Source organism: Streptomyces sp. NPDC093598 (assembly GCF_044764825.1).
GTDB lineage: Bacteria > Actinomycetota > Actinomycetes > Streptomycetales > Streptomycetaceae > Streptomyces.
Map to the genome: position 1 here is coordinate 599,490 of NZ_JBIWIV010000003.1, position 24,034 is coordinate 623,523.

Consider the following 24,034-nt stretch of genomic DNA (forward strand, 5'->3'; position numbering starts at 1 on the left):
ATGTATCAGGCGGTACGGGCACGGCTGCGTGCCCTGGTGTGCGGGTTGCGTGCGGCGCGGAGGGACGCGGGGATGGTCACCTCCGAGTACGCGATGGGGATCGTCGCGGCGGTGGCGTTCGCGGTGGTGCTCTACAAGGTCGTCACGAGCGGCCCGGTCAGTGCGGAGCTCCAGAGCATCGTGAGGGGAGCCCTCGATGCGCGGATGTGAGCGGGGCGCGGACCGGGGGTTCGTCACGGCGGAGTCGGCCGTGGTGCTGCCCGTGCTGGTGATGTTCGCGATGGCTCTGGTGTGGGGGCTGCTGGTCGTGGCCGCGCAGATCCAGTGTGTGGACGCGGCGCGGACGGGGGCGCGTGCGGCGGCCCGCCAGGACCCGCCCGGCGCGGTCGTGGAGCTGGCCCGCGAGGCGGCGCCGCCGGGCGCGAAGGTGACCGTCAGCCGGGACGCGGAGCAGGTTCGGGTGGTCGTCGTGGCCGAGCCGCCGGTGCTGCGCGGTCTGTCCTTCGCCGTGCGCGAGGAGGCCGTGGCGTCGGTGGAGGAGGCGGTGGGCACGTGAGATGCCGCCGGGTGAAGAGCGGTTCGGGCCGGGGGCCGGCCACCGCCGGGAGGGGTGATTCGGGCCGGGCATCGGTCATCGTCGCAAGCCCCGGTTCGGACCGGGGATCCGCCACCGTCTGGAGCGTGGGGGCCATCGCCGTCCTGTGCGTGGTGTTCGGAGTGGTCCTCGCGCTCGGGCAGGCCGTCGTGATCCGGCACCGTGCGGCGGGCGGTGCGGATCTCGCGGCGCTCGCCGCGGCGGACCACTGGGCCGAGGGCGGTTCGGCGGCCTGTGCCCGGGCCGGCCGGGTGGCCCGGGCACAGGGCGCGCGGCTCGTGCGATGCGAGGTCGCCGGGGAGATCTCGGATGTGACGGCGGCGTCGGGACGGGGGCCGTTCACGGCGGAGGTCAGGGCGCGGGCGGGGCCTCCGACGGGTCTCCCGTCGGCTGCTCGGGCGGTCCCCCCTCTGCGTCCCCGTCCTCCGGAACCCCCGCCTCCTCCTCCTGGGGAGCCCCCTCCAGCAGCACCGTGAGGAGGCGTACCGCCCCCCTCTTGTGCAGCGGGTCGTTGCCGTTGCCGCACTTGGGGGACTGGATGCAGGACGGGCAGCCGGCCTCGCACTCGCAGGAGGCGATGGCCTGGCGGGTGGCGGTCAGCCAGGTGCGGGCCGTGTGGAAGGCGCGCTCCGCGAAGCCCGCGCCGCCCGGATGACCGTCGTAGACGAAGACCGTGGGCAGGAGCGTGTCGGGGTGGAGCGGGATCGACACGCCGCCGATGTCCCAGCGGTCGCAGGTCGCGAAGAGGGGCAGCAGGCCGATCGAGGCGTGTTCGGCGGCGTGCAGGGAGCCGCCGAGGATCTCCGGGTTGATCCGGGCCCGGTCCAGCTGGTCCTCGGTGACGGTCCACCACACGGCGCGGGTGCGCAGGGTACGGGGAGGGAGGTCGAGTTTGGTCTCACCGAGCACTTCACCGGTGATGAGCCGTCTGCGGAGGAAGGAGACGACCTGGTTGGTGACCTCGACGGAGCCGTAGCAGAGGCGGCCGTCACCCCAGGGGATCTCGACGTCGGTCTCCAGGACGGAGATCGACGTCGTGTCCCGGGCGACCGTGGAGTACGGCGGGGCGGCCTCCTCGACGAGGGCGACGGACTCCTCCAGGTCCAGCGACCGCACCAGGTACGTGCGGCCCTGGTGGAGGTGGACCGCCCCCTCGTGCACCGTCGAGTGCGCGGCGCCGGCGTCGACCGTGCCGAGCAGCCGGCCCGTGCCGGTCTCGACGACCTGGACCGGCTGTCCGCCCTCACCGCGGATGTCCGTCAGGTCGGCGGCGCGCTCGCGGCGGGTCCAGTGCCAGGCCCTGGTGCGGCGGCGCAGCAGCTTCGCGGCCTCCAGCTGGGGCAGCAGGCCCTCGCTGGCCGGGCCGAACAGGTCGAGGTCCTCCTCCGTCAGGGGCAGCTCGGCGGCGGCCGCGCACAGGTGCGGGGCCAGCACGTAGGGGTTGTCGGGGTCGAGGACGGTCGATTCGACGGGCTGGTCGAACAGGGCCTCGGGGTGGTGGACGAGGAAGGTGTCCAGCGGGTCGTCACGGGCCACCAGGACGGCGAGCGCCCCCTGCCCGGACCGTCCGGCCCGCCCCGCCTGCTGCCACAGGGAGGCGCGCGTGCCCGGATAGCCGGCGATGACGACCGCGTCGAGGCCGGAGATGTCGATGCCGAGTTCGAGGGCGTTCGTCGCGGCGAGGCCCAGCAGTTCACCCGAATGGAGGGCTTGTTCGAGTGCCCGGCGCTCTTCCGGGAGATAGCCGCCCCGGTACGCCGCGACACGCCGGGCCAGCGAACGGTCCACCTCGGCCAGGCGCTCCTGGGAGATGACCGAGATCAGCTCGGCGCCACGCCGGGAGCGGACGAAGGCGACGGAGCGCACGCCCTGCACGGTGAGGTCGGTCAGCAGGTCGGCGGCCTCGGCGGTGGCCGTGCGACGGACGGGGGCGCCTCTCTCGCCGTGCAGCTCGGTCAGCGGCGGTTCCCAGAGGGCGAACACCAGTTCACCGCGCGGGGAGGCGTCGTCGGCCACCTCCAGCACCGGCACGCCGGTGAGGCGGCGGGCGGCCACCGCGGGCTCGGCGGCGGTCGCGGAGGCCAGCAGGAACACGGGCGAGGCACCGTAACGGGCGCACAGACGCCGCAGCCGGCGCAGCACCTGGGCGACATGGGAGCCGAAGACGCCGCGGTAGGTGTGGCACTCGTCGATGACGACGTACTTCAGCGACTTCAGGAAGGAGGACCAGCGGGGGTGGGACGGCAGGATGCCGCGGTGCAGCATGTCCGGGTTGGTCAGGACGTAGTTGCCGTACTGGCGGATCCACTCGCGTTCCTCGAACGGAGTATCGCCGTCGTACACGGCTGCGCGTACCGAATGGCCCAAGGGTTGTGAAAGTTCCTTCACGGAACGGCACTGGTCCGCCGCGAGCGCCTTGGTGGGAGCCAGGTAGAGGGTGGTCGCGCCGCGGCCGTTCGGAGCCTCAGCGCCCTCCAGAAGGGTGGACAGGACCGGCACCAGGTAGGCCAGGGACTTGCCGGAGGCCGTGCCGGTGGCGACGACGACCGAGTCGCCGTCCAGGGCGTGCTCGGCCGCGATTGCCTGGTGGGCCCAGGGATGCTCGATGCCCGCGGCTCGCACGGCCGCGACGACCTCCGCGCGGATCCGGTCCGGCCAGACGGCATGCCGACCCGCACGCGGGGGCAAGTGCTCCGTATGAGTAATGCGCGAAGCCCTGCTCGGACCGGACGCGAGCCGGTCCAGGACCGCGCCCGGCGCGGGTCGGGAGGCGGGGTCCGTCGGGGTTCGATCGGATCGGTGATTCTTGGCCATCGGCACCGAGTGTGTCACTGGCGTGACGGACAATGGAGCCAAGGCGTCGTGCACGCCTGCCGGTAAGTGATTGAATGCCATCGCGGCTGGCGAAGCGTCCAGGGGCTGAAGCCGAATGCCCCTAGGGCGACCGCTCGATAGCAAGGTGCTGGAGGATCCGTGGACCTGTCCCTGTCGACCGAAACCATGGGCGATCGCACGATCGTCAGGGTCGGTGGCGAAATCGACGTATATACCGCGCCCAAGCTGCGCGAGCAGTTGGTCGAGCTGGTGAACGACGGCAGTTTCCACCTTGTCGTCGACATGGAGGGCGTGGACTTCCTCGACTCCACCGGGCTCGGCGTACTGGTCGGCGGCCTGAAGCGTGTGCGGGCCCATGAGGGCTCCCTGCGCCTGGTCTGCAACCAGGAGCGCATTCTGAAGATCTTCCGCATCACCGGCCTCACCAAGGTGTTCCCGATTCACACCTCGGTCGAGGAAGCGGTTGCGGCCACCGACTGACACCGGTCCCGGGCCATGTGCCCGGGCCGGCCGGCTTTCGGCAGAAGTGAAGACCGAGGGGCCCGGGTTTCGTCGGCCCGGAGCCTCTCGACAGCACGCCCGTAGTTGCGAGGGGGATGCATGGCCACCGTTGAGCTCCGCTTCAGCGCGCTGCCCGAGCACGTCAGGACCGCCCGGCTGGTGGCGGCAGCAGTGGCGCGCAGGGCCGGAGTGGACGAGGCCGTCCTCGACGAGGTCAGGCTCGCCGTCGGCGAAGCGTGCACCCGAGCCGTCGGGCTGCACCAGACCGGCGGGATCTCGGCACCGGTGAAGGTGCTGCTGATCGAGGAGGAGAAGCAGTTCTCCATCGAGGTCGGCGACGAGGCCCCGCACGCGGTCACCGGCGAGCGCGGCCCCGGCGCCGGACCCGGTGACTCCGACGGGGAGGCGGACGAGGACGAGATGGGCCTCGCGGTCATCAGTGGACTCGTCGACGACGTCGAGGTCAGCGCGGGAGAGCACGGCGGGCGGATCAAGATGACCTGGCCGACCTCACCACCGCCGACGATTCTGGTCTGACCCCGCCGCCGCACACACCGTTCTTCCGAAGGGCCCCACCCGTGGGGCCCTTCGTCATGTGCGGGTGTCAGTGCTCGCCTTTACAGTAGTTCCTGTGCCGTTCATCGCGTGAATTCGTTCACGATCATTCGCGTGCTCCACGGCAGCCTGAGAATGCTTTCAGGGCATTACCTCGGAAGACCAATTCCGTTTATCGCGCTCTGTTTTGATCAGGTTCCGGTACCTACAATCCCGTCCACATCTTGAGCTCAGCCCAAGCGTCAAGGAGGACGAATGGCGGGGCTTTCCCTCTCACAACAGTCGGGCCATCCCACCGACCTCGCAGCCGCCGTGCTGACCGATGGCAACCGCGTTCTCATCGTGGTCATCGCGGTCGTCGCACTGGCGGCACTGGCGGTCGCGGGCGTCCTGGTGCGCCAGGTACTCGCGGCCGGCGAGGGCACCGACAGCATGAAGAAGATCGCGGCAGCAATCCAGGAGGGCGCGAACGCCTATCTGGCCCGCCAGCTGCGCACGCTCGGCGTATTCGCCGTGGTCGTGTTCTTCCTGCTCATGCTGTTGCCCGCGGACGACTGGAATCAGCGTGCCGGGCGTTCGGTGTTCTTCCTGATCGGAGCGGCGTTCTCGGCGGCCACCGGCTATATCGGCATGTGGCTCGCCGTACGCAGCAATGTGCGTGTCGCAGCGGCGGCGCGTGAAGCCACCCCGGCTCAAGGCGAGCCGGAAAAGGATCTGACCGCCGTCTCGCACAAGGCGATGAAGATCGCCTTTCGCACGGGCGGCGTGGTCGGCATGTTCACGGTGGGCCTCGGCCTGCTCGGCGCCTCCTGCGTGGTGCTGGTGTACGCGGCCGACGCGCCGAAGGTGCTCGAGGGCTTCGGCCTCGGGGCCGCGCTGATCGCGATGTTCATGCGTGTCGGCGGCGGCATCTTCACCAAGGCCGCCGACGTCGGCGCCGACCTGGTCGGCAAGGTCGAGCAGGGCATTCCGGAGGACGACCCGCGCAATGCCGCGACCATCGCCGACAACGTGGGCGACAACGTCGGCGACTGCGCGGGCATGGCGGCCGACCTCTTCGAGTCGTACGCCGTGACCCTCGTCGCCGCGCTGATCCTGGGCTCGGCGGCCTTCGGCGACGCCGGACTCGGCTTCCCGCTGCTGGTGCCGGCGATCGGTGTGATCACCGCCATGATCGGCATCTTCGCCGTGGCGCCCAGGCGCGCGGACCGCAGCGGCATGAGCGCCATCAACCGCGGGTTCTTCATCTCCGCGGTGATCTCGCTGGTGCTGGTGGCGGTGGCCGTCTTCGTCTACCTGCCGGGCAAGTACTCAGAGCTCGACGGGGTCACCGACGCCGCGATCCTGGGCAAGGACGGCGACCCGCGGGTCCTCGCGCTCGTCGCGGTGGCCATCGGTATCGTGCTCGCCGCCCTGATCCAGCAACTGACCGGCTACTTCACCGAGACCACCCGCCGGCCGGTCAGGGACATCGGCAAGAGCTCGCTCACCGGCCCGGCCACCGTCGTCCTCGCCGGTATCTCCGTCGGTCTCGAATCCGCCGTCTACACGGCCCTGTTGATCGGCCTCGGCGTGTACGGGGCGTTCCTGCTCGGCGGCACGTCCATCATGCTGGCGCTGTTCGCGGTGGCGCTGGCCGGCACCGGCCTGCTCACCACGGTCGGTGTGATCGTCGCGATGGACACCTTCGGGCCGGTCTCCGACAACGCGCAGGGCATCGCGGAGATGTCCGGCGACGTCGAGGGCGCGGGCGCGCAGGTGCTCACCAATCTGGACGCGGTCGGCAACACCACCAAGGCGATCACCAAGGGCATCGCGATCGCCACGGCCGTGCTCGCTGCGGCGGCGCTGTTCGGGTCGTACCGCGACGCGATCTTCACCGGCGCGCGGGACGTGGGCGAGAAGCTCAGCGGGGAAGGTGCCCCGATGAGTCTGATGATGGACATCTCGCAGCCCAACAACCTCGTGGGTCTCATCGCCGGCGCGGCGGTCGTCTTCCTCTTCTCGGGGCTGGCGATCAACGCCGTTTCGCGCTCGGCGGGTTCCGTGGTCTACGAGGTGCGGCGGCAGTTCCGCGAGAGGCCCGGGATCATGGACTACAGCGAGAAACCGGAGTACGGCAAGGTCGTCGACATCTGCACCAAGGACGCCCTGCGCGAGCTCGCCACCCCCGGGCTGCTGGCCGTGATGGCGCCCATCTTCATCGGGTTCACGCTCGGCGTCGGAGCGCTCGGCGCGTTCCTGGCGGGCGCGATCGGCGCGGGCACGCTGATGGCGGTGTTCCTCGCCAACTCCGGTGGCGCCTGGGACAACGCCAAGAAACTCGTCGAGGACGGCCATCACGGCGGCAAGGGCAGCGAGGCCCACGCGGCGACCGTGATCGGAGACACGGTCGGCGATCCCTTCAAGGACACCGCGGGCCCCGCGATCAACCCGTTGCTGAAGGTCATGAACCTGGTGTCGCTGCTCATCGCGCCCGCGGTGATCAAGTTCTCCTACGGCCCGGACGAGAGCATCGCGGTGCGGATTCTTGTCGCCGCCCTCGCGTTCGTCGTGATCGCCGGGGCGGTGTACGTGTCAAAGCGGCGAGGAATCGCCATGGGTGACGAAGACAACGCCGAGCCGAAGCCCAAGTCGGCCGACCCGGCGGTGGTTTCGTAGGGAGGTCCTCCGAGTCCCAGCTCAAGGTGCGGGCGGGCGGCGCGCGTTGACGCGTCGCCCGCCCGCTCTTTGTGGGTACACGATCACGCGTGAGCCTTCTCTCGCTTGGTGCAAAAGGTTACAAAACGGTCTTAATAGACGTTCGACGTGCGGTTGTCGTGCATCCTGCGTGTATGTTCCGGGGCCGAGAGCCATGGAAGGGACCAAACCGGTGAACAAGAAGCTCGCGGCCGCACTGTCCGGCGGTGCGGTACTGGTACTGGCGCTGTCGGGCTGCGGCGGCGACGACAGCAACGAGAAGCTGGACTCCTGGGCCAAGCAGGTCTGTGACGCCGTGCAGCCGCAGGCCAAGAAGATCGAGTCGGCCAATGCCGCGATCCAGAAGGAGACCTCGGACAACAGCACGCCGGAGGACGTCCAGAAGACCGACGCACAGGCCTTCCAGGACATGTCCGACGCCTACAAGGCGATCGGGACCGCCGTGAACAAGGCCGGGGCGCCGGACGTCGAGAACGGCGAGAAGAAGCAGCAGGACGCGGTCAAGGAGCTCAACTCGATCTCCGCCTCGTACGCCTCCCTGAAGAAGCAGGTCGACGGGCTCGACACCAAGGACCAGGGCAAGTTCGCCGACGGCCTGAAGGACATCGCCACCGAGCTGGACAAGCTCAGCCAGAGCGGGAACGACGCCCTCAGGAACCTGGAGGAGGGCGAGGTCGGTCAGGCCATGGCCCAGCAGTCCAGCTGCAAGGCGGCCACGGCATCGGCAGGGGCCACGCAGAGCTGAGGGAGCCGCAGCAGCGGAGGCGATTCCCAGGGCACGGACACGTGCGACACCGTACCGGCGGCCACAATGGAGGCGTGAGTAACGCCAGCCAGTCACCCCTGCCCCCGCTGCCCGCCTCCGACCGTCCCGATGTCGCCGCCCGGCTCCGGGACGCCCTGCTCGCGGCCTCCTTCACCGCCGACGGACTGCTCGAACTGCTCGGCGCCCCCGCGTACGCGGCGCTGGCCCGGAGCGAGACCGTGCCCGCGCTCCGGGCGACCCGCGGGGACACGCCGCTGGAGATGCTCGTCCGGCTGTTCCTGCTCCAGCAGCCCGTGCCGCACGCGCGCGTGGCGGACGTCCTGCCCGTGGACGCCTGCCTGGAGACCGGCTGGCTGGCCCGGGCCGGCGAGGACGAACTCTCCGCCACGGTGGACGTCCGGCCCTACGGCGGGCCCGGCGGCGAGGACTGGTTCATCGTCTCGGACCTCGGCTGCGCGGTCGGCGGCGCCGGTGGCATCGGCCGGCGGGACGAAGGGGTCGTCCTCGGAGTCGGCGGGGCCTCCACGACCCTCGCCGGCATCACCGTCCGCATGCCCGTCGCCGCCGCGCTCGACCTCGGCACCGGCTCCGGCATCCAGGCCCTGCACGCCGCGCAGCACGCCACGCGCGTGGCGGCCACCGACCTCAACCCGCGCGCCCTGCACATCACCGCACTCACGCTGGCGCTGTCCGGCACCGCGGCCGTCGAGCTGCGCGAGGGCTCCCTCTTCGAGCCGGTCCGGAGCGACGAGACGTACGACCTGATCGTCTCCAACCCGCCCTTCGTGATCTCTCCCGGTGCACGGCTCACCTACCGCGACGGCGGGATGGGCGGGGACGATCTGTGCCGCACGCTCGTTCAGCAAGCGGGCGACCGCCTGAACGAGGGCGGGTTCGCGCAGTTTCTCGCCAACTGGCAGCACGTGGAAGGGGAGGACTGGCAGGACAGGCTCAGGTCATGGGTGCCCCGGGGCTGCGACGCGTGGATCGTGCAGCGCGAGGTGCAGGACGTGAATCAGTACGCCGAGCTGTGGCTGCGTGACGCGGGCGACCACCAGGGCGACGCGGCGGAGTACCAGGCGCGGTACGACGCATGGCTCGACGAGTTCGAGGCGCGCAAGGTGAAGGCCGTCGGCTTCGGCTGGATCACCCTGCGCAGGACCAGTGCCGCCGTGCCCTCGCTCACGGTGGAGGAGTGGCCGCACCCGGTCGAGCAGCCGCTCGGCGACACCATCCGTGCCCACTTCGACCGGCTCGACCACCTGCGCGACCACGACGACGCCGCGCTGCTCGAAGGGCATTTCCGGCTCGCCGCCGAGGTCGTGCAGGAGCAGGTCGGACTGCCCGGCGCCGAGGACCCCGAGCATGTCGTGCTGCGCCAGAACCGCGGCATGCGCCGGGCGACGCGGGTGGACACGGTCGGCGCGGGCTTCGCGGGCGTGTGCGACGGCACGATGAGTGCGGGCCGCATCCTCGACGCCATCGCCCAGCTGATCGGAGAGGACCCGGTGCTGCTGCGCGACCGCACACCGGCCCAGATCCGGCTGCTGGTCGAGCAGGGGTTCCTGGAGCCGGTCCGCTAGAGGTCAGCCGTCCGCTGAGAGGTCAGTCGTCCGGTGAGAGGGCGGCCGGTCCGTTCAGAGGCGAGCCGGAGGGGCACCGTCCGCTGGGAAAGCGACCTCACGGGAGCCCGTCGAGGATGCCCGCCGACAAAATTCGAGTCGATTTGAACACCTCGTCCGAAACGGGTCACGAGGAACCGGACGCCCTCGATCCACTGCTGTGCCGCCCCGGCGTTCACCTCGGGTTCGCCTGCCCGCCGCCCGCGCGTGTCAGCCTCCCGGGGCTGACAGCGCGGGGACAGGGACAAGGGGCACGGCGGGCCATGGAGAGCGAACCGGCGATCTTCGCGGGAGCGGTGTTCTCCCTGTTCGGAGGCGGGCTGCTGGCCTGGACCGTGACGCGCGTGGGCCGGCGCCGGCCCGTCGCACAGGGGGTGAGGCCCGTCCCCTCGGCGACCCTCGCGAGCGTCGTCGCGGTGCTCGCCCTGGCGATCGGAACATGGTGCTTCAGCCGCCTCTGAGGCCCGCTCCGGCGAGGTGCCTGCCGGTGACCGGGGGGTCGCACTCCGCATAGGGTCCGGCCTGCTCCCGGTACTCGAGGCGGCAGGAATGGTGGTAGTCGGGTTACCGTTCGAGTGGCCGTTGCGGGCTTTTCCCGTTTGACACGAGGGCGGGATGTACCGTCACACTCCGCAGCGTCACCACGTATCCAGCCCCGGTAAGCGACTCCGGGGAGGCCCCAGCGTCGACCGGAGAGAAGAGCGAAGTTGTCCCCGACCAGCGAGACCGCAAAGGGCGGCCGCCGACTCGTCATCGTCGAGTCGCCTGCCAAGGCGAAGACGATCAAGGGCTATCTCGGCCCCGGCTACATCGTCGAGGCGAGCGTCGGGCACATCCGCGACCTTCCCAACGGCGCCGCCGAGGTGCCCGAGAAGTACACCGGTGAGGTCCGCCGCCTCGGTGTGGACGTCGAACATGACTTCCAGCCGATCTATGTGGTCAATGCCGACAAGAAGGCGCAGGTCAAGAAGCTCAAGGACCTGCTGAAGGAGTCCGACGAACTCTTCCTCGCCACCGATGAGGACCGCGAGGGCGAGGCCATCGCCTGGCACCTCCAGGAGGTGCTCAAGCCCAAGGTCCCGGTCAAGCGGATGGTCTTCCACGAGATCACCAAGGCCGCGATCCAGGCCGCCGTCGCCAACCCGCGCCAGCTCAACCAGAAGCTCGTCGACGCCCAGGAGACCCGCCGCATCCTCGACCGCCTGTACGGCTACGAGGTCTCGCCGGTCCTGTGGAAGAAGGTCATGCCGCGGCTGTCCGCGGGCCGTGTCCAGTCGGTCGCCACACGACTCGTCGTGGAGCGGGAACGCGAGCGCATCGCGTTTCGTTCGGCTGAGTACTGGGACCTGACGGGCACCTTCGCGACCGGCCGCGCGGGAGACTCGTCCGACCCGTCGTCGCTGGTCGCGCGCCTGCAGACCGTCGATGGCAGGCGGGTCGCACAGGGCCGCGACTTCGACTCCCTGGGACAGCTGAAGAGCGCGAACACCCTCCACCTCGACGAGGCGAACGCCCGCGCCCTGGCCGCCGCCCTCGAGGACACGCGGTTCGCGGTGCGCTCCGTCGAGTCCAAGCCGTACCGCCGCTCGCCGTACGCCCCGTTCCGTACGACGACGCTGCAGCAGGAGGCCAGCCGCAAGCTCGGCTTCGGTGCGAAGGCCACCATGCAGGTCGCGCAGAAGCTGTACGAGAACGGCTACATCACCTACATGCGTACGGACTCCACGACCCTGAGCGACACGGCGGTCTCCGCCGCCCGCGCCCAGGTCACGCAGCTGTACGGGGCCGACTACCTGCCGCCGCAGCCGCGGACGTACGCCGGGAAGGTCAAGAACGCGCAGGAGGCCCACGAGGCGATCCGCCCCTCGGGTGATCGTTTCCGCACTCCCGCCGAGACCGGGCTGACCGGTGACCAGTTCAGGCTGTACGAGCTGATCTGGAAGCGGACCGTCGCCTCCCAGATGAAGGACGCCACCGGCAACAGCGTCACGGTGAAGATCGGCGGCACGGCGGCCGACGGCCGGGACGTCGAGTTCAGCGCGTCCGGCAAGACGATCACCTTCCACGGCTTCCTGAAGGCCTACGTCGAGGGTGCCGACGACCCGAACGCCGAGCTGGACGACCGCGAGCGCCGGCTGCCCCAGGTCTCCGAGGGCGACGCCCTGAGCGCCCAGGAGATCACGGTCGACGGGCACGCCACCAAGCCCCCGGCCCGCTACACCGAGGCCTCCCTGGTCAAGGAGCTGGAAGAGCGCGAGATCGGCCGTCCGTCGACGTACGCGTCGATCATCGGCACGATCCTCGACCGCGGCTACGTGTTCAAGAAGGGCACGGCCCTGGTGCCGTCCTTCCTGTCCTTCGCCGTGGTCAACCTCCTGGAGAAGCACTTCGGGCGGCTCGTCGACTACGACTTCACCGCCAAGATGGAGGACGACCTCGACCGCATCGCCCGCGGTGAGGCGCAGTCCGTGCCGTGGCTGAAGCGGTTCTACTTCGGCGAGGGCACGGTCAGCGGCGGCGCGGCCGACGCCGGCAACGGCGACGGGGACCACCTCGGCGGCCTCAAGGAACTGGTGACGGACCTGGGCGCGATCGACGCGCGCGAGGTGTCGTCGTTCCCGGTGGCCAACGACATCGTGCTGCGGGTCGGCCGCTACGGGCCGTACATCGAGCGCGGCGAGAAGGACACCGAGCAGCACCAGCGCGCCGACATCCCCGACGACCTGGCGCCGGACGAGCTGACCGTCGACCTCGCGGAGGAGCTGCTCGCCAAGCCGAGCGGCGACTACGAGCTGGGCACGGACCCCGCCACCGGCCACACGATCGTCGCCAAGGACGGCCGTTACGGCCCGTACGTGACGGAGGTCCTCCCCGAGGGCACCCCGAAGACGGGCAAGAACGCGGTCAAGCCGCGCACGGCGTCCCTGTTCAAGACGATGTCCCTCGACACGGTGACCCTCGACGACGCCCTGAAGCTGATGTCGCTGCCGCGCGTCGTCGGCGCCGACGCCGAGGGCCAGGAGATCACCGCCCAGAACGGCCGCTACGGCCCGTACCTGAAGAAGGGCACGGACTCGCGCTCGCTCCAGGCCGAGGAGCAGCTCTTCACGATCACCCTGGAGGAGGCGCTGGCGATCTACGCCCAGCCCAAGCAGCGTGGCCGGGCGGCCGCCAAGCCGCCGCTGAAGGAGCTGGGCACCGACCCGGTCAGCGAGAAGCCGGTCGTGGTCAAGGACGGCCGCTTCGGCCCGTACGTCACCGACGGCGAGACCAACGCGACCCTGCGCTCCGGCGACAGCGTCGAGGAGATCACACCGGAGCGCGGTTTCGAGCTCCTCGCCGAGAAGCGCGCCAAGGGACCGGCGAAGAAGACCGCGAAGAAGGCGGCCAAGAAGGCGCCGGCGAAGAAGACGACGACGGCGAAGAAGACCGCGGCGAAGAAGACCACCACCGCGAAGAAGACGACGGCGAAGAAGACCACCACGGCGAAGAAGACGGCCGCCAAGACGGCGACCGCCTCCAAGTCCGCGGAGGACTGAGGTCGTTCGAGTCCTGTTCGGAAACCCGGGCGTCGCGTCCGGATCTTCGCCCAGGGTTCGGAAAGCGAACGCCCCGGCAACACTTCGGTGTCGGGGCGTGCGCATGCCAGGCCGCGCCCTCCAGGGTGTCGGTGGCTCCCGATAGGCTGAACGCATGACGCGAGCCGACCACCCAACGGCCCCTCAGCCCGCCCCCGACGACGCCCTGGTCGCGGACTCCCGCGAGCGCGCCGTCCGCGCCCTGCTGCGCCGACCGCAGCTGAAGCGGTTGTGGAGCGCACAGCTCGTGGGCGGCGTGGGGGACACCCTCGCCCTTCTCGTCCTGGTCGTCCTCGTGCTCCAGGCGGCCGTCGCCGAGGGCTCGTTCGGGGGCGGCTACCGGGGCGTGGCGTTCGCAGTGGCGACCGTTTTCGGGGTGCGCATCCTCGCGACGCTCCTGTTCGGCGCCGTTCTGCTCGGCCCGCTCACCGCGCTCACCTCGCAGGACGGCCCGCTCGACCGCCGCTGGACCATGGTGGGCGCCGACGGGCTGCGCGCGGCGCTGCTCATCGTCGCGCCCCTGTGGATCGACTGGACGCCCGAGGACGCGCTGGCCGTCCTGCTCGTCACGGCCTTCGTGACCGGGGTCGCCGAGCGGTTCTGGACGGTGTGCCGCGAGAGCGCGGCCCCCGCGCTGCTGCCCGCCCCGCCGCCGGAGGGCGCCACGGTCCGGCCGCTGCCCGACCACATGGACGCCCTGCGCCGCCTGTCGCTGCGCACCGGCTTCGTGGCGATCCCCCTCGCGGCCGTCGCGCTCGTCGTCGCCTCCCTGTTCAACAACCTGCTGGGCGCCGGCATCGACTGGTTCGGCCAGCACCAGGCGGCCCTCGCCTCGTACGTGGCCGCGGGGCTGTTCGCCGCGTCCCTGTCCGTGCTGACCTTCCTGGAGCTGCCCGGCACGCGCACCCCGCGCGCGCGGTCGCCGCTCGAAGGGCTGCGCCGCCCGAAGACCGGCACCGGCGCCGACAAGGGCCGCACCGGCGCGATGCCCCTGCTGGTCCTGTCCTGCGCGGCCGTCGCCGCCGCGGTGTCGGCCGCCGTCGCCGTCGCCGTGCTGCACGCCAAGGACCTGGGCGGCGGCCCGGTGCTCTACGGCCTGTTCGTGGCCGCGCTGACCGGCGGTGTCGTCGTCGGCATCCGCACGGCGCCCACCCTCATGCCCGCCCTGTCGCGCCGCAGGCTGCTCGCGCTGACGATCGCCTTCACCGGTGTCGCCCTGCTGGCCGCCGGGCTGGTCCCGGACGTCACCACCGTGCTGCTGATCCTCGCGCTGGCCGGCGTCGGCGCGGGCATGTCCGCCAACATCGGCCACACGCTGCTCGACCAGGAGACCGAGGAGTACCGGCGCCCCCGTACGACGGAGCACCTGCACGCGGTCGTCCGGGTCTGTGTGGCGCTCGGCGCGGTGATCGCCCCGCTGGTGGCGGCGGCGATCGGCCCGCACCGGCTGGAGAGCGGCAAGTTCGTCTTCGCGCACGGCGGTGCGGCCTTCACGCTGATGCTGGCCGGCGCCCTGCTGCTGCCGGTCGCCGCGCTGGTGCTGGCCAAGGTCGACGACCGTTCCGGTGTGCCCCTGCGGCAGGACCTGAAGGACGCGCTGCTCGGCGGCGACGACCCGGACCAGGGGGCCGCGGCCTCCGGTTTCTTCATCGCTCTGGAGGGCGGCGACGGGGCCGGCAAGTCCACGCAGGCCGAGGCGCTCGCCGAGTGGATCCGCGCCAAGGGCCACGAGGTCGTGCTGACGCGCGAGCCGGGGGCGACGCCGGTCGGCAAGCGGCTGCGGTCGATCCTGCTGGACGTGTCGAGCGCCGGCCTGTCCCACCGCGCTGAGGCGCTGCTGTACGCGGCCGACCGGGCCGAGCACATCGACACCGTCGTACGGCCCGCCCTGGAGCGTGGCGCGGTCGTCATCTCCGACCGGTACATCGACTCGTCCGTGGCCTACCAGGGCGCCGGCCGTGATCTCTCGCCGACCGAGATCGCCCGGATCAACCGCTGGGCGACGAACGGGCTGGTGCCGCATCTGACCGTGCTGCTGGACGTCGCGCCGGAGACCGCCCGTGAGCGGTTCACCGAGGCGCCGGACCGGCTGGAGTCGGAGCCCGCCGAGTTCCACGCGCGCGTGCGCGCCGGTTTCCTCACCCTGGCCGCGGCCGACGCCGGGCGGTATCTGGTGGTGGACGCCGGCCAGGAGCCCGAGGCCGTCACGACCGTCATCCGGCACCGGCTCGACCAGGTGCTGCCGCTGTCCGAGGCCGAGATCAGGGCCCAGGAGGAGGCGCGGAAGAAGGCCGAGGAGGAGGCCCGCCGCAAGGCCGAGGAAGAGGCCGCCCGCAAGGCCGAGGAGGAGCGCCTGGAGCGCGAGCGCCAGGAGCAGCTCGCCAAGCTGCGCGCCGAGGAGGAGGAGCGCAAGCGCCGCGAGCTCGAGGAAGCGCAGCGCCGCGAGGCCGAACGGCAGGCGGAGGAAGCCCGGCGCCGGGCCGAGGAAGCGCGCAAGAAGGCCGAGGAGGAGCGGGCTCGGCTCCTCGCCGAGGAGAAGGCCCGAGCCGAGGAGGAGGCCCGCCGCAAGGCCGAGGAGGAACGGCGCCGCAGGCAGGCCGAGGAGGAGGCGCGCCTGCGTGCCGAGGCCGAGGCGCTCCGCCTGGAGAAGCAGCGCAAGGCCGAGGCGGCGCTGCTGCGGGCCGAGGAGGCCCGCAGGCTCGCGGAGGCGGCTGCCGCCGCGGCCGAGGCCGGGCCGAAGAGCTCACCCGCGCAGGGTGCCGCGCCTGCCGCGGCCGCTCGGGACGCGGCGACCGTGCCCACCCCGGTGGTGACACCGGGCGGTGCGGGGGACGACACGACCGTGCTGCGCCCGGTGCGGGACGAGGAGCGCGGCTCGGGCCGGGCCTCCGGTGAGTCCGACGCCGAGGTGACGGCCGAGCTGCCCAAGCCGCCGGTTCCGCCGGTGGCCGGGGAGCGGACGGAGGTCCTGCCGCCGGTGCGCGACCGGGACCCCTCCGGAGCGGGCGACGAGACGGCGGTGCTGCCTCCGGTCCGCCCGGGGGACGCCGAGGAGACGGCCGTACTGCCTCCAGTCCGGCCGGAGGACGCCGAGGAGACGACCGTCCTCCCACCGGTGCGCGGGGATGAACCGGCGGACCGGTTCCCGCCGGGGTACTTCCGCGAGGACGCCCCGGCCGCCCGGCCCGACGGCACCGAGGACCGTACGCGGGAGATGCCCCAGGTCGACGCCGACGGGGCGCCGCGCCGCCGCCGGTCCGACTGGGCCGAGGAGACGCCGCTGGACGACCTGCCCTCGCTGGCGGACGAGCTGCTCGGACCGCACGACGACGAGCCGGACGACAGGCGCGGACGCCGGGGCAGGGGCGGCCGGGGGCGCTGACGCCTCCGGCGGACCGACGGGGGAGCCCGGCCTCCGCACTGCGAGTCGGGTGGGGGCGGCAGGCGTTGTCAGTGGTCGCCCCCACAATGGATCTCGCAACGCAGCACGTGACGGAAGGGCGGCGTGACCCATGACCGTGTGGGACGACCTCGTCGGGCAGGAGAGGGTGAGCGAGCAGCTGGCCGCTGCCGCCCGGGATGCCGACGCCCTGGTCACCGCGGCCACCACCGGCACCCCGCCGCCCGAGGCGTCGAAGATGACGCACGCGTGGCTGTTCACGGGCCCGCCCGGCGCCGGGCGGAACCAGGCGGCGCGCGCGTTCGCGGCGGCGCTGCAGTGCGTCAGCCCCGACCGCGCGCTCGGCGGCTCCCCGGGCTGCGGCTTCTGCGACGGCTGCCACACAGCACTGATCGGCACGCACGCAGACGTCACCACCGTCGCCGCGGTCGGCACGCAGATCCTCGCCGACGACATGCGCGACACCGTCCGCAAGTCGTTCACGTCGCCGGCGACCGGCCGCTGGCAGATCATCCTCGTCGAGGACGCCGAGCGGCTGAACGAGAAGTCGGCCAACGCCGTCCTCAAGGCAGTGGAGGAGCCCGCCCCGCGCACGGTGTGGCTGCTGTGCGCACCCTCCATCGAGGACGTCCTGCCGACCATCCGCTCCCGCTGCCGCCACCTGAACCTGAGCACGCCCAGGGTCGACGCCGTCGCCGACATGCTCGTACGCCGCGAGGGCATCGAGCCGGACGTCGCCGCCGCCGCGGCCCGCGCGACCCAGGGCCATGTCGACCGGGCGCGCCGCCTGGCCACCGATCCGGCCGCCCGCGAACGCCGTGCCGCGGTGCTCAGGCTGCCTCTGCGCGTCGAGGAGATCGGCGGTGCGCTCAAGGCCGCCCAGGAGCTCGTCGACGCGGCCGCCGAGGACGCCAAGCAGCTCGCGGAGGAGACGGACTCCAAGGAGACCGAGGAGCTGAAGGCCGCTCTCGGCGCTGCCCAGGGCGGCCGTATGCCCCGGGGCACCGCGGGTGTGATGAAGGACCTGGAGGACAAGCAGAAGCGCCGCAGGACGCGCACGCAGCGTGACAGCCTCGACCTCGCCCTGACCGACCTCACGGCCTTCTACCGCGATGTCCTCGCCCTCCAGCTCGGCTCGCGCGTGGCCATCGCCAACGCGGACGCCGAGGACGCCCTGGAGCGTCTCGCCCGGGGCAGCTCCCCGGAGTCCACACTCCGCCGCATCGAGGCGATCGCCGCCTGCCGCGACGCCCTCGACCGCAACGTGGCGCCGCTGCTCGCGGTGGAGGCGATGACGATGGCACTCAGAGCGGGCTGAGGGACCGGCAGGACACACGGATCGGACGTGCGGTTGACGCCGTAACTCGTACGAGGCACGACACGCACGCACGGCACTCATTTCGTCGCGCAGAGTTACGCTCGCTGGATGTACACAGGGCGCACCCCCCGCTCCGCCTCCGGCTCCGGCGGTCTCCACCGCAGGACACGAAACCGGGCCAAGACCGCTGCCGGTCTCCTCGCCACGGCCGCGCTGCTCGTCTCCGCCTGCTCCTCCGGGAGCGCGACGACATCCGCCGCCTCCGCGGCGGCGGAGGCGGCGCTGGTCGCGCTGCCACAGTCCACGCCCGCGGCCCTCTCGTCGTACTACCGGCAGAAGCCGGCCTGGCGCGGCTGCGGCGTCCCCGGCTTCGAGTGCGCCACCCTCAAGGCGCCGCTCGACTACGCCAAGCCGTCCTCCGGCGACGTCCGGCTGGCCGTCACCCGCAAGAAGGCCACGGGCCCGGGCAAGCGGCTGGGCTCGCTGCTCGTGAACCCGGGCGGGCCGGGCGGTTCGGCCATCGGCTACGTGCAGTCGTACGCGGGCATCGGCTACCCGGCCGAGGTGCGGGCCCGCTACGACATGGTGGCGGTCGACCCGCGCGGCGTGGCCGGCAGCGAGCCCGTGGAGTGTCTGGACGGGCCGGGCATGGACACGTACACGCAGACCGACGCCACTCCCGACGACGGGAAGGAGGCGGACGGGCTGGTCGCGGCGTACCGGAGGTTCGCCGAGGGCTGTGGCGCCGATGCGCCCCGGCTGCTGCGTCATGTCTCCACCGTGGAGGCGGCCCGGGACATGGACATCGTGCGGGCGGCGCTCGGCGACCAGAAGCTGAACTTCGTCGGCGCCTCCTACGGCACCTTCCTCGGGGCGACGTACGCCGGGCTCTTCCCGGACCGGGCGGGCCGGCTGGTGCTGGACGGCGCGATGGACCCGTCGCTGCCGTCCCGGCGACTGAACCTCGAACAGACGGCGGGCTTCGAGACGGCGTTCCGGTCGTTCGCGAAGGACTGCGTACGGCAGGCCGACTGCCCCTTGGGCGGCAAGGGCACCTCGCCCGAGCGGGTCGGCGAGAACCTCAAGGCGTTCTTCGAGAAGCTGGACAGGCGGGCCCTGGCCACCGGTGCCTCCGGCGGCCGCAAGCTCACCGAGTCGCTCGCCACGACCGGTGTGATCGCGGCCATGTACGACGAGCGCTCCTGGGAACAGCTGCGCGAGGCGCTGACGACCGCGATGAAGGAGAACGACGGATCCGGGCTCCTCGTTCTCTCCGACAGCTACTACGAGCGGGACGCCGACGGCGCGTACAGCAACCTGATGTTCGCCAACGCGGCGGTGAACTGCCTGGACCTGCCACCCTCCTTCGACACCCCCGACGAGGTGCGCAGGGCGCTGCCCCGGTTCGAGAAGGCGTCGCCGGTCTTCGGCGAGGGCCTCGCGTGGGCGGCCCTGAACTGCGCGTACTGGCCCGTGCACGCCACGGGTGAGCCGCACCGGATCGAGGCCAAGGGCGCGGCGCCCATCGTCGTGGTCGGCACGACCCGGGACCCGGCGACCCCGTACCGCTGGGCGCAGGCCCTGGCCGGCCAGCTCTCCTCGGCGCGCCTGCTCACCTACGAGGGTGACGGCCACACGGCCTACGGCCGCGGCAGCTCCTGCATCGACCGGACGATCAACGCCTACCTCCTGCGCGGCACCCCGCCCACGGACGGAAAGCGCTGCTCATAGCCCTGCTCCTGGCCCCGGAGGGCCTGCCTCCGGGGCCGGTGCGGAGCACCCTCGGAAACTGTGTAGACTTACCGTCGTTGCTGATCGCACCATAGTGCGGACAGCGCGCCGCCTTAGCTCAGATGGCCAGAGCAACGCACTCGTAATGCGTAGGTCTCGGGTTCGAATCCCGAAGGCGGCTCCATCAAACCCCAGGTCAGATAGTCGCTGACCTGGGGTTTTCTGTTGCTCGGGGCCGTGGCGCCGGGAAGCTGTGGGAGAGGGCGCCTTGCCACAAGGCGCCCAAGGCGCTCTCTCTTCGTGTCCGTGCTCTCGGGCTACGCGGCCGGCGGGCCGTCCAGGTGACGGCTCTCTCGACAGCAGCGCGCCATGGTGTGGCTGCGGAAGCCGGCCGGGGCGAAGCGCTTGGCGAACGCGGTGAGGGTGGAGGCCTGTACAGGCTCCGAACCGTTGGCCGCGAACCGCCGGCAGGACAGGTCGAGTTCGGCGAGTTGCTCGTCGGTGATCTGGCGGGCGCACAGTTCGTACGCGGAGTTGGGGCGCAGGTGACCTCCCGGCCCGGGTCGGACGCCGCCCAGTCCAGGACATTCGCGGCGACGGCCTCGCTGGTGAGGACAGCGGCGACGGAGTCCACGCGGCGGCGCTGGTGGCTGTACTGGCCGGGCAAAGAGGACGGGACGGCGACCATGCCCGCGTAGAGGCAGCCGACGACTCACGTTCGTGGGCCTGCCTCCAGGGCCGCGCCAACAGCGCGCTGCAGCTGGCGGGTTCGGGCGCCAACGCACTCGGCGCACTCGCCGGGGGCGTGCTCCTCGACTCCCTCGGCGCGTCCCGCATGGCCGCCCTGCTCGGTGCGGCGATGGGTGTCCTGGCGCTCGTCGCCGCGGCCTCCGCACTGACCCGCCTCCTCGCCTCCGAGGAACAGCAGGCCTCCGAGGAACAGCAGGCCTCTCAGGAACAGCAGCAAGCCCATGCAGCCTCTCGGGCTCGTAGGGATCGGTGGACCGGTCGGTACGTCTCCGGCGGGACTACTCGCGCATGCCCGCCAGCTCCACCGGGCGGGTGCGCAGGGCGAACGACGCGGGCAGGGTGGCCGCGAGGACCGCGAGGAGGGCGCTCGCGGCGATCACCACGCCCACCGTGGGCCAGGGCACGACGATCGCGGAGCGCACGTCGAGCAGGCCGAGGGCGGTGCGGACGCCGAGCAGGTTGACCGCCGAGACGGCGGCGCCCAGCACCGCGCCGACCACCACGACCATCACCGACTCGACGGCGACCAGGCGCAGCACCTGGGGCTTCGTCGCGCCCGTCAGGCGCAGCGCGGCGAGGTCGCGGACCCGGTCCGTGGTGGCCATGACCAGCGTGTTGGCCAGCGCGATGCCCGTGTAGACCAGGGCGATGGCCAGGATCATCAGCAGGCCGAGCCGGGTGGACTCGCTGGAGCGCGGGTAGTGCGCGTCGATCCACTGCCCGGCGCCGAGCACCTCGACGCCGCTCGCCTCGCCCGCCGCGCGCAGCCGCCGGTCGACGGCGGCCCGGTCCGCGTCGGCGGCGACCTTGACGTCGACGCGGTCGACGCCCGCGCCGGCGGCGTTGCGCGCGGTGAGGTACACGCCGTTGTTGCCGGTGCCGATCCCGAGGACCGCGGCGATCCTGAGGTTCACCTTGCGGCCGTCGCCCAGCCAGACGGGCACCCGGTCGCCGACGCGGGTGGTCAGCCATTCTTCGTTGACGACGATGCTGTCGTCATCGAGGTCGGCCAGTCTTCCCGCCACGACGGGGAGGTGGGACACCTCGGACAGGTCCGTGCCGCTGCCGACGGCGCGGGCCTCGGAGCGGACGAGGGCGGTGCCCTCCTCCAGGACGGTCACCCCGGTCGAGCGGGACGTGCTGACCGTGACGCCGGGGACGGCACGGGCCGCCCGGACGAACCCGGCGGGCAGCGCCCGGCCCCCGTCGCCCGACGAGACCACGTAGTCGGCCCGCGTCTGGGTGCGGGCCTCGGCGGCCTTGGCCTCGTTGATGGTGGCGGTCGTGCCCATCAGGGAGCAGGCGAGCGCCACGGTGATGATGACCGGCGCGGCCACGGCCGCCGTCCGGCGCACCCCCGCCGCCGCGTTCTCCCGCGCCAGCATGCCCACGGCGCCCGGCAGCCGGGCGGGCAGCCAGGTCAGCAGCCGGGTCAGCGGCCGCACCAGAATCGGCGCGAGCAGGGCCATCCCCACGATGAGCAGCATCGGCTGGGTGATGTACGTCTTGCGCTTCAGCACGTCGCCGGGGTTGTCCACCAGCGCCGTCACCAGGAGGCCGAGGCCGGTGAGCAGCACGGCGGCGGCCACCAGGAGGCGGCTCCACGGCATCGTGCCGCTGTCGACGGCGGACTCCCGCAGCGCCGCCGTCGGGCCGGTCCGGCCCGCGCGGAAGGACGCCGCGACGACGCCGCACAGGGCCACCGTCAGGCCGGTCCAGAAGGCGACATGGAGCGGCCAGGCCTGCTCACCGATCCGGAACCAGGCCGGGGCGAGGCCCTGTCCCGACATCCACGAGGCGAGGCGAGGCGCGGCCCACCGGCCCAGCCAGCACCCCGCGCCCGAGGCGAGCAACCCGATCACCAGGGCCTCCGCGTAGACCATGCGCCGTACCTGACCGGGTGTCGCGCCCGCCATCCGCAGGAGTCCGAACTCCCGCCTGCGCTGCGCCACCGCGAAGGTGAACGTCGAGGCGACCACGAACACCGACACGAACGCGCTGATGCCGGCCGCGGTGCCGAGCAGGGCGTTCACGGAGACCAGGGCCTCCTTGTCGCGGTCCGGGTCGGGGTCGGCGCGCCGCCGGTCGTCGCCGGTGAGGACGGTCATGCCCGAGCCGGTGCCGAGCGCCGCGCGGACGGCGGCCGGGTCGGCGTCCACCGTCACGCGGTCGATGCGCGGGGACAGGCGCGCGGCCTCGGCGGCGGTGAAGAACACCGCCGACTCGAAGCCGGCCGCCGGCACCGTGCCGACCACGGTGCGGGTGCCGGCGTCCTCGGGTGTGACGACCTGGATCCGGTCCCCGGCGCGCACCTGCGCGCCGGGCCCTGTGGTGACGACGACCTCGCCGGGCGATGTGGGGGCGCGTCCGGAGGTGAGGCGGTACGGCGTGGCCGCGGCGATGGCCCACGAGTGGCCCACGAGCGCGGTGTCCGCACCGACCCGCCGGTCCGCGTCCGGTACCGAGACCGGGAACGTACGGTCCTCGGCGACGGGGCCCACCGTGGCCAGCTCGTCCGCCAGTTTCTGCGGCACCGCACGGGGGTTGGTCAGCGTCGACGTCCGCACCCCGATCGGGGTGTCGGCCTTCACCTCGTCCGTGCCCTGCACCACGACCCGCGCCTCGGCGAACCGTTCGGTGCCCCGCTCCGGCGCGTCGAACGTCGCCGCGAGCGCGAGGCCCGTGGTGGCGATGAGGCCGACCCCGAGCGCGAGCGCGACGAACGAACCGACGAACGTGACCCAGCGGGTGCGCATCCCGCGCAGCGCGAGACTCAGCACGACGCCACCGCCGAGGCCTTCGGCGGGACGGCGCTCAGGGCGGTCATCCGCTGGGCGACCTGCTCCGCCGTCGGCGTGTGCAGCTCGCCCTGGACCGTGCCGTCGGCGAGGAAGAGCACCCGGTCCGCAGAGGAGGCGGCGACCGGGTCGTGCGTCACCATGATCACCGTCTGGCCGCGGTCGACCATCGTCCGCAGCAGCGTCAGCACTTCGCGGCTCGTGGTGGAGTCCAGGGCGCCCGTCGGCTCGTCGCCGAACAGCACCTCCGGCTTGGTGACCAGGGCGCGGGCGAGCGCCACGCGCTGCTGCTGGCCGCCCGACATCTCGCTGGGCCGGTGCCCGGCGCGCTCGCGCAGGCCGACCTGCTCCAGGACGTTCAGGACCTCGGACCGCCTGGGGCGGCGGCCCGCGAGCCGCAGCGGCAGCCCGACGTTCTGCTCGGCGGTCAGCGCGGGCAGCAGGTTGAAGGCCTGGAAGACGAACCCGATGCGCCGCCGGCGCAGCAGCGTCAGCTTCTTCTCGCTCAGCCGGGTCAGATCCGTTTCACCGAGGAAGACCTGGCCCCCGGTCGGCCGGTCGAGCCCCGCCGTGCACTGCAACAGGGTCGACTTGCCGGAGCCCGAGGGGCCCATGACGGCGGTGAAGGTACCCGGCGGGATGTCGAGGCTGACCTGGTCGAGGGCGGTGACCGCGTTGTCGCCTGTCCCGTAGGACCGGGTCACGGAGCGGAGCCGGACGGCTGCTTGATTCATGGTGTCCACTCAATCGGGCCCGCTCGACGGTGACATCGCAGCGGGACGGAGTCTTGGGGGTGGAGGTAGCTCCACCTTCCTGTGCACGATGGCTGCACCCGGCACGGAAAGGGCAGAGCGCAGGGCTCCAGGAACCTGCACCGGCAGCGTC

At 72.0% G+C, this 24,034-nt stretch carries 17 protein-coding genes, 1 tRNA gene and 1 pseudogene; 15 read left to right on the plus strand and 4 right to left on the minus strand.

Annotated elements, in window-relative coordinates; all coding sequences use genetic code 11:
• The 3 genes and pseudogenes from ACIRDU_RS14560 to ACIRDU_RS14570 form a co-directional block, all read left to right on the plus strand.
• Positions 1–210: a DUF4244 domain-containing protein gene (locus tag ACIRDU_RS14560; RefSeq protein WP_403578681.1), complete on the plus strand. Its 210-nt coding sequence runs from the start codon at positions 1–3 to the stop codon at positions 208–210.
• Entirely contained in the window at positions 197–556 is a 360-nt protein-coding gene (locus ACIRDU_RS14565; protein ID WP_403578684.1) for a TadE family type IV pilus minor pilin, read from the plus strand. The genes ACIRDU_RS14560 and ACIRDU_RS14565 overlap by 14 nt, the downstream gene beginning before the upstream one ends.
• A 77-nt stretch (positions 557–633) precedes the next feature.
• A pseudogene (locus ACIRDU_RS14570) lies at positions 634–1,002 on the plus strand (Rv3654c family TadE-like protein); the annotation flags it as partial.
• Here the strand turns inward: ACIRDU_RS14570 and ACIRDU_RS14575 are convergent.
• Complete coding sequence (locus ACIRDU_RS14575; protein WP_403578687.1) at positions 947–3,490, minus strand: DEAD/DEAH box helicase; 2,544 nt, start codon at positions 3,488–3,490, stop codon at positions 947–949. The pseudogene ACIRDU_RS14570 and the gene ACIRDU_RS14575 overlap by 56 nt on opposite strands.
• Positions 3,491–3,568: 78 nt before the next feature.
• On the opposite strand from ACIRDU_RS14575, the gene bldG reads away from it, so the two are divergent.
• The 12 genes from bldG to ACIRDU_RS14635 all read left to right on the plus strand — a co-directional run bounded on the left by bldG (position 3,569) and on the right by ACIRDU_RS14635 (position 20,299).
• Positions 3,569–3,910 (plus strand): anti-sigma factor antagonist BldG, encoded by a 342-nt coding sequence (gene bldG, locus ACIRDU_RS14580; protein WP_003991900.1) that lies wholly within the window; start codon positions 3,569–3,571, stop codon positions 3,908–3,910.
• 120 nt (positions 3,911–4,030) lie between these two features.
• Positions 4,031–4,468 (plus strand): ATP-binding protein, encoded by a 438-nt coding sequence (locus ACIRDU_RS14585; RefSeq protein ID WP_403578689.1) that lies wholly within the window; start codon positions 4,031–4,033, stop codon positions 4,466–4,468.
• A gap of 273 nt (positions 4,469–4,741) precedes the next feature.
• Positions 4,742–7,147: a sodium-translocating pyrophosphatase gene (locus ACIRDU_RS14590; protein ID WP_403578692.1), complete on the plus strand. Its 2,406-nt coding sequence runs from the start codon at positions 4,742–4,744 to the stop codon at positions 7,145–7,147.
• A gap of 193 nt (positions 7,148–7,340) precedes the next feature.
• Positions 7,341–7,931, plus strand: coding sequence for a small secreted protein (locus ACIRDU_RS14595; RefSeq protein WP_403578695.1), 591 nt, complete (start codon positions 7,341–7,343; stop codon positions 7,929–7,931).
• Positions 7,932–8,005: 74 nt separating this feature from the next.
• Positions 8,006–9,535 (plus strand): methyltransferase, encoded by a 1,530-nt coding sequence (locus ACIRDU_RS14600; protein WP_403578698.1) that lies wholly within the window; start codon positions 8,006–8,008, stop codon positions 9,533–9,535.
• A gap of 302 nt (positions 9,536–9,837) precedes the next feature.
• Entirely contained in the window at positions 9,838–10,035 is a 198-nt protein-coding gene (locus ACIRDU_RS14605) for a hypothetical protein (protein WP_403578701.1), read from the plus strand.
• Between the two features lie 246 nt (positions 10,036–10,281).
• Positions 10,282–13,113 (plus strand): type I DNA topoisomerase, encoded by a 2,832-nt coding sequence (gene topA / locus ACIRDU_RS14610; protein ID WP_403578703.1) that lies wholly within the window; start codon positions 10,282–10,284, stop codon positions 13,111–13,113.
• Between the two features lie 154 nt (positions 13,114–13,267).
• Positions 13,268–16,534, plus strand: a complete 3,267-nt coding sequence (gene tmk / locus ACIRDU_RS14615) for a dTMP kinase (RefSeq protein WP_403578706.1) — start codon at positions 13,268–13,270, stop codon at positions 16,532–16,534.
• A 130-nt stretch (positions 16,535–16,664) separates the two neighbouring features.
• Positions 16,665–17,870, plus strand: a complete 1,206-nt coding sequence (locus ACIRDU_RS14620) for a DNA polymerase III subunit delta' (RefSeq protein ID WP_403578709.1) — start codon at positions 16,665–16,667, stop codon at positions 17,868–17,870.
• Positions 17,871–17,978: 108 nt separating this feature from the next.
• Positions 17,979–19,601: an alpha/beta hydrolase gene (locus tag ACIRDU_RS14625; protein WP_403578712.1), complete on the plus strand. Its 1,623-nt coding sequence runs from the start codon at positions 17,979–17,981 to the stop codon at positions 19,599–19,601.
• A gap of 107 nt (positions 19,602–19,708) precedes the next feature.
• Positions 19,709–19,785 (plus strand) — tRNA-Thr (locus tag ACIRDU_RS14630).
• A 361-nt stretch (positions 19,786–20,146) separates the two neighbouring features.
• Positions 20,147–20,299: a hypothetical protein gene (locus ACIRDU_RS14635; RefSeq protein ID WP_403578716.1), complete on the plus strand. Its 153-nt coding sequence runs from the start codon at positions 20,147–20,149 to the stop codon at positions 20,297–20,299.
• A gap of 14 nt (positions 20,300–20,313) precedes the next feature.
• Here the strand turns inward: ACIRDU_RS14635 and ACIRDU_RS14640 are convergent, their stop codons facing one another.
• From ACIRDU_RS14640 to ACIRDU_RS14650, 3 genes are read right to left on the minus strand one after another with little or no spacing between them, the layout of a single operon-like run.
• The gene (locus ACIRDU_RS14640) at positions 20,314–20,574 is read right to left on the minus strand and encodes a hypothetical protein (protein ID WP_403578719.1); all 261 of its coding nucleotides are present in this window, start codon (positions 20,572–20,574) and stop codon (positions 20,314–20,316) included.
• Between the two features lie 55 nt (positions 20,575–20,629).
• Positions 20,630–23,131: an FtsX-like permease family protein gene (locus ACIRDU_RS14645; protein WP_403578722.1), complete on the minus strand. Its 2,502-nt coding sequence runs from the start codon at positions 23,129–23,131 to the stop codon at positions 20,630–20,632.
• Positions 23,125–23,883 (minus strand): ABC transporter ATP-binding protein, encoded by a 759-nt coding sequence (locus tag ACIRDU_RS14650; protein ID WP_403578725.1) that lies wholly within the window; start codon positions 23,881–23,883, stop codon positions 23,125–23,127. The genes ACIRDU_RS14645 and ACIRDU_RS14650 overlap by 7 nt, the downstream gene beginning before the upstream one ends.
• Between the last annotated feature and the right edge of the window lie 151 nt (positions 23,884–24,034).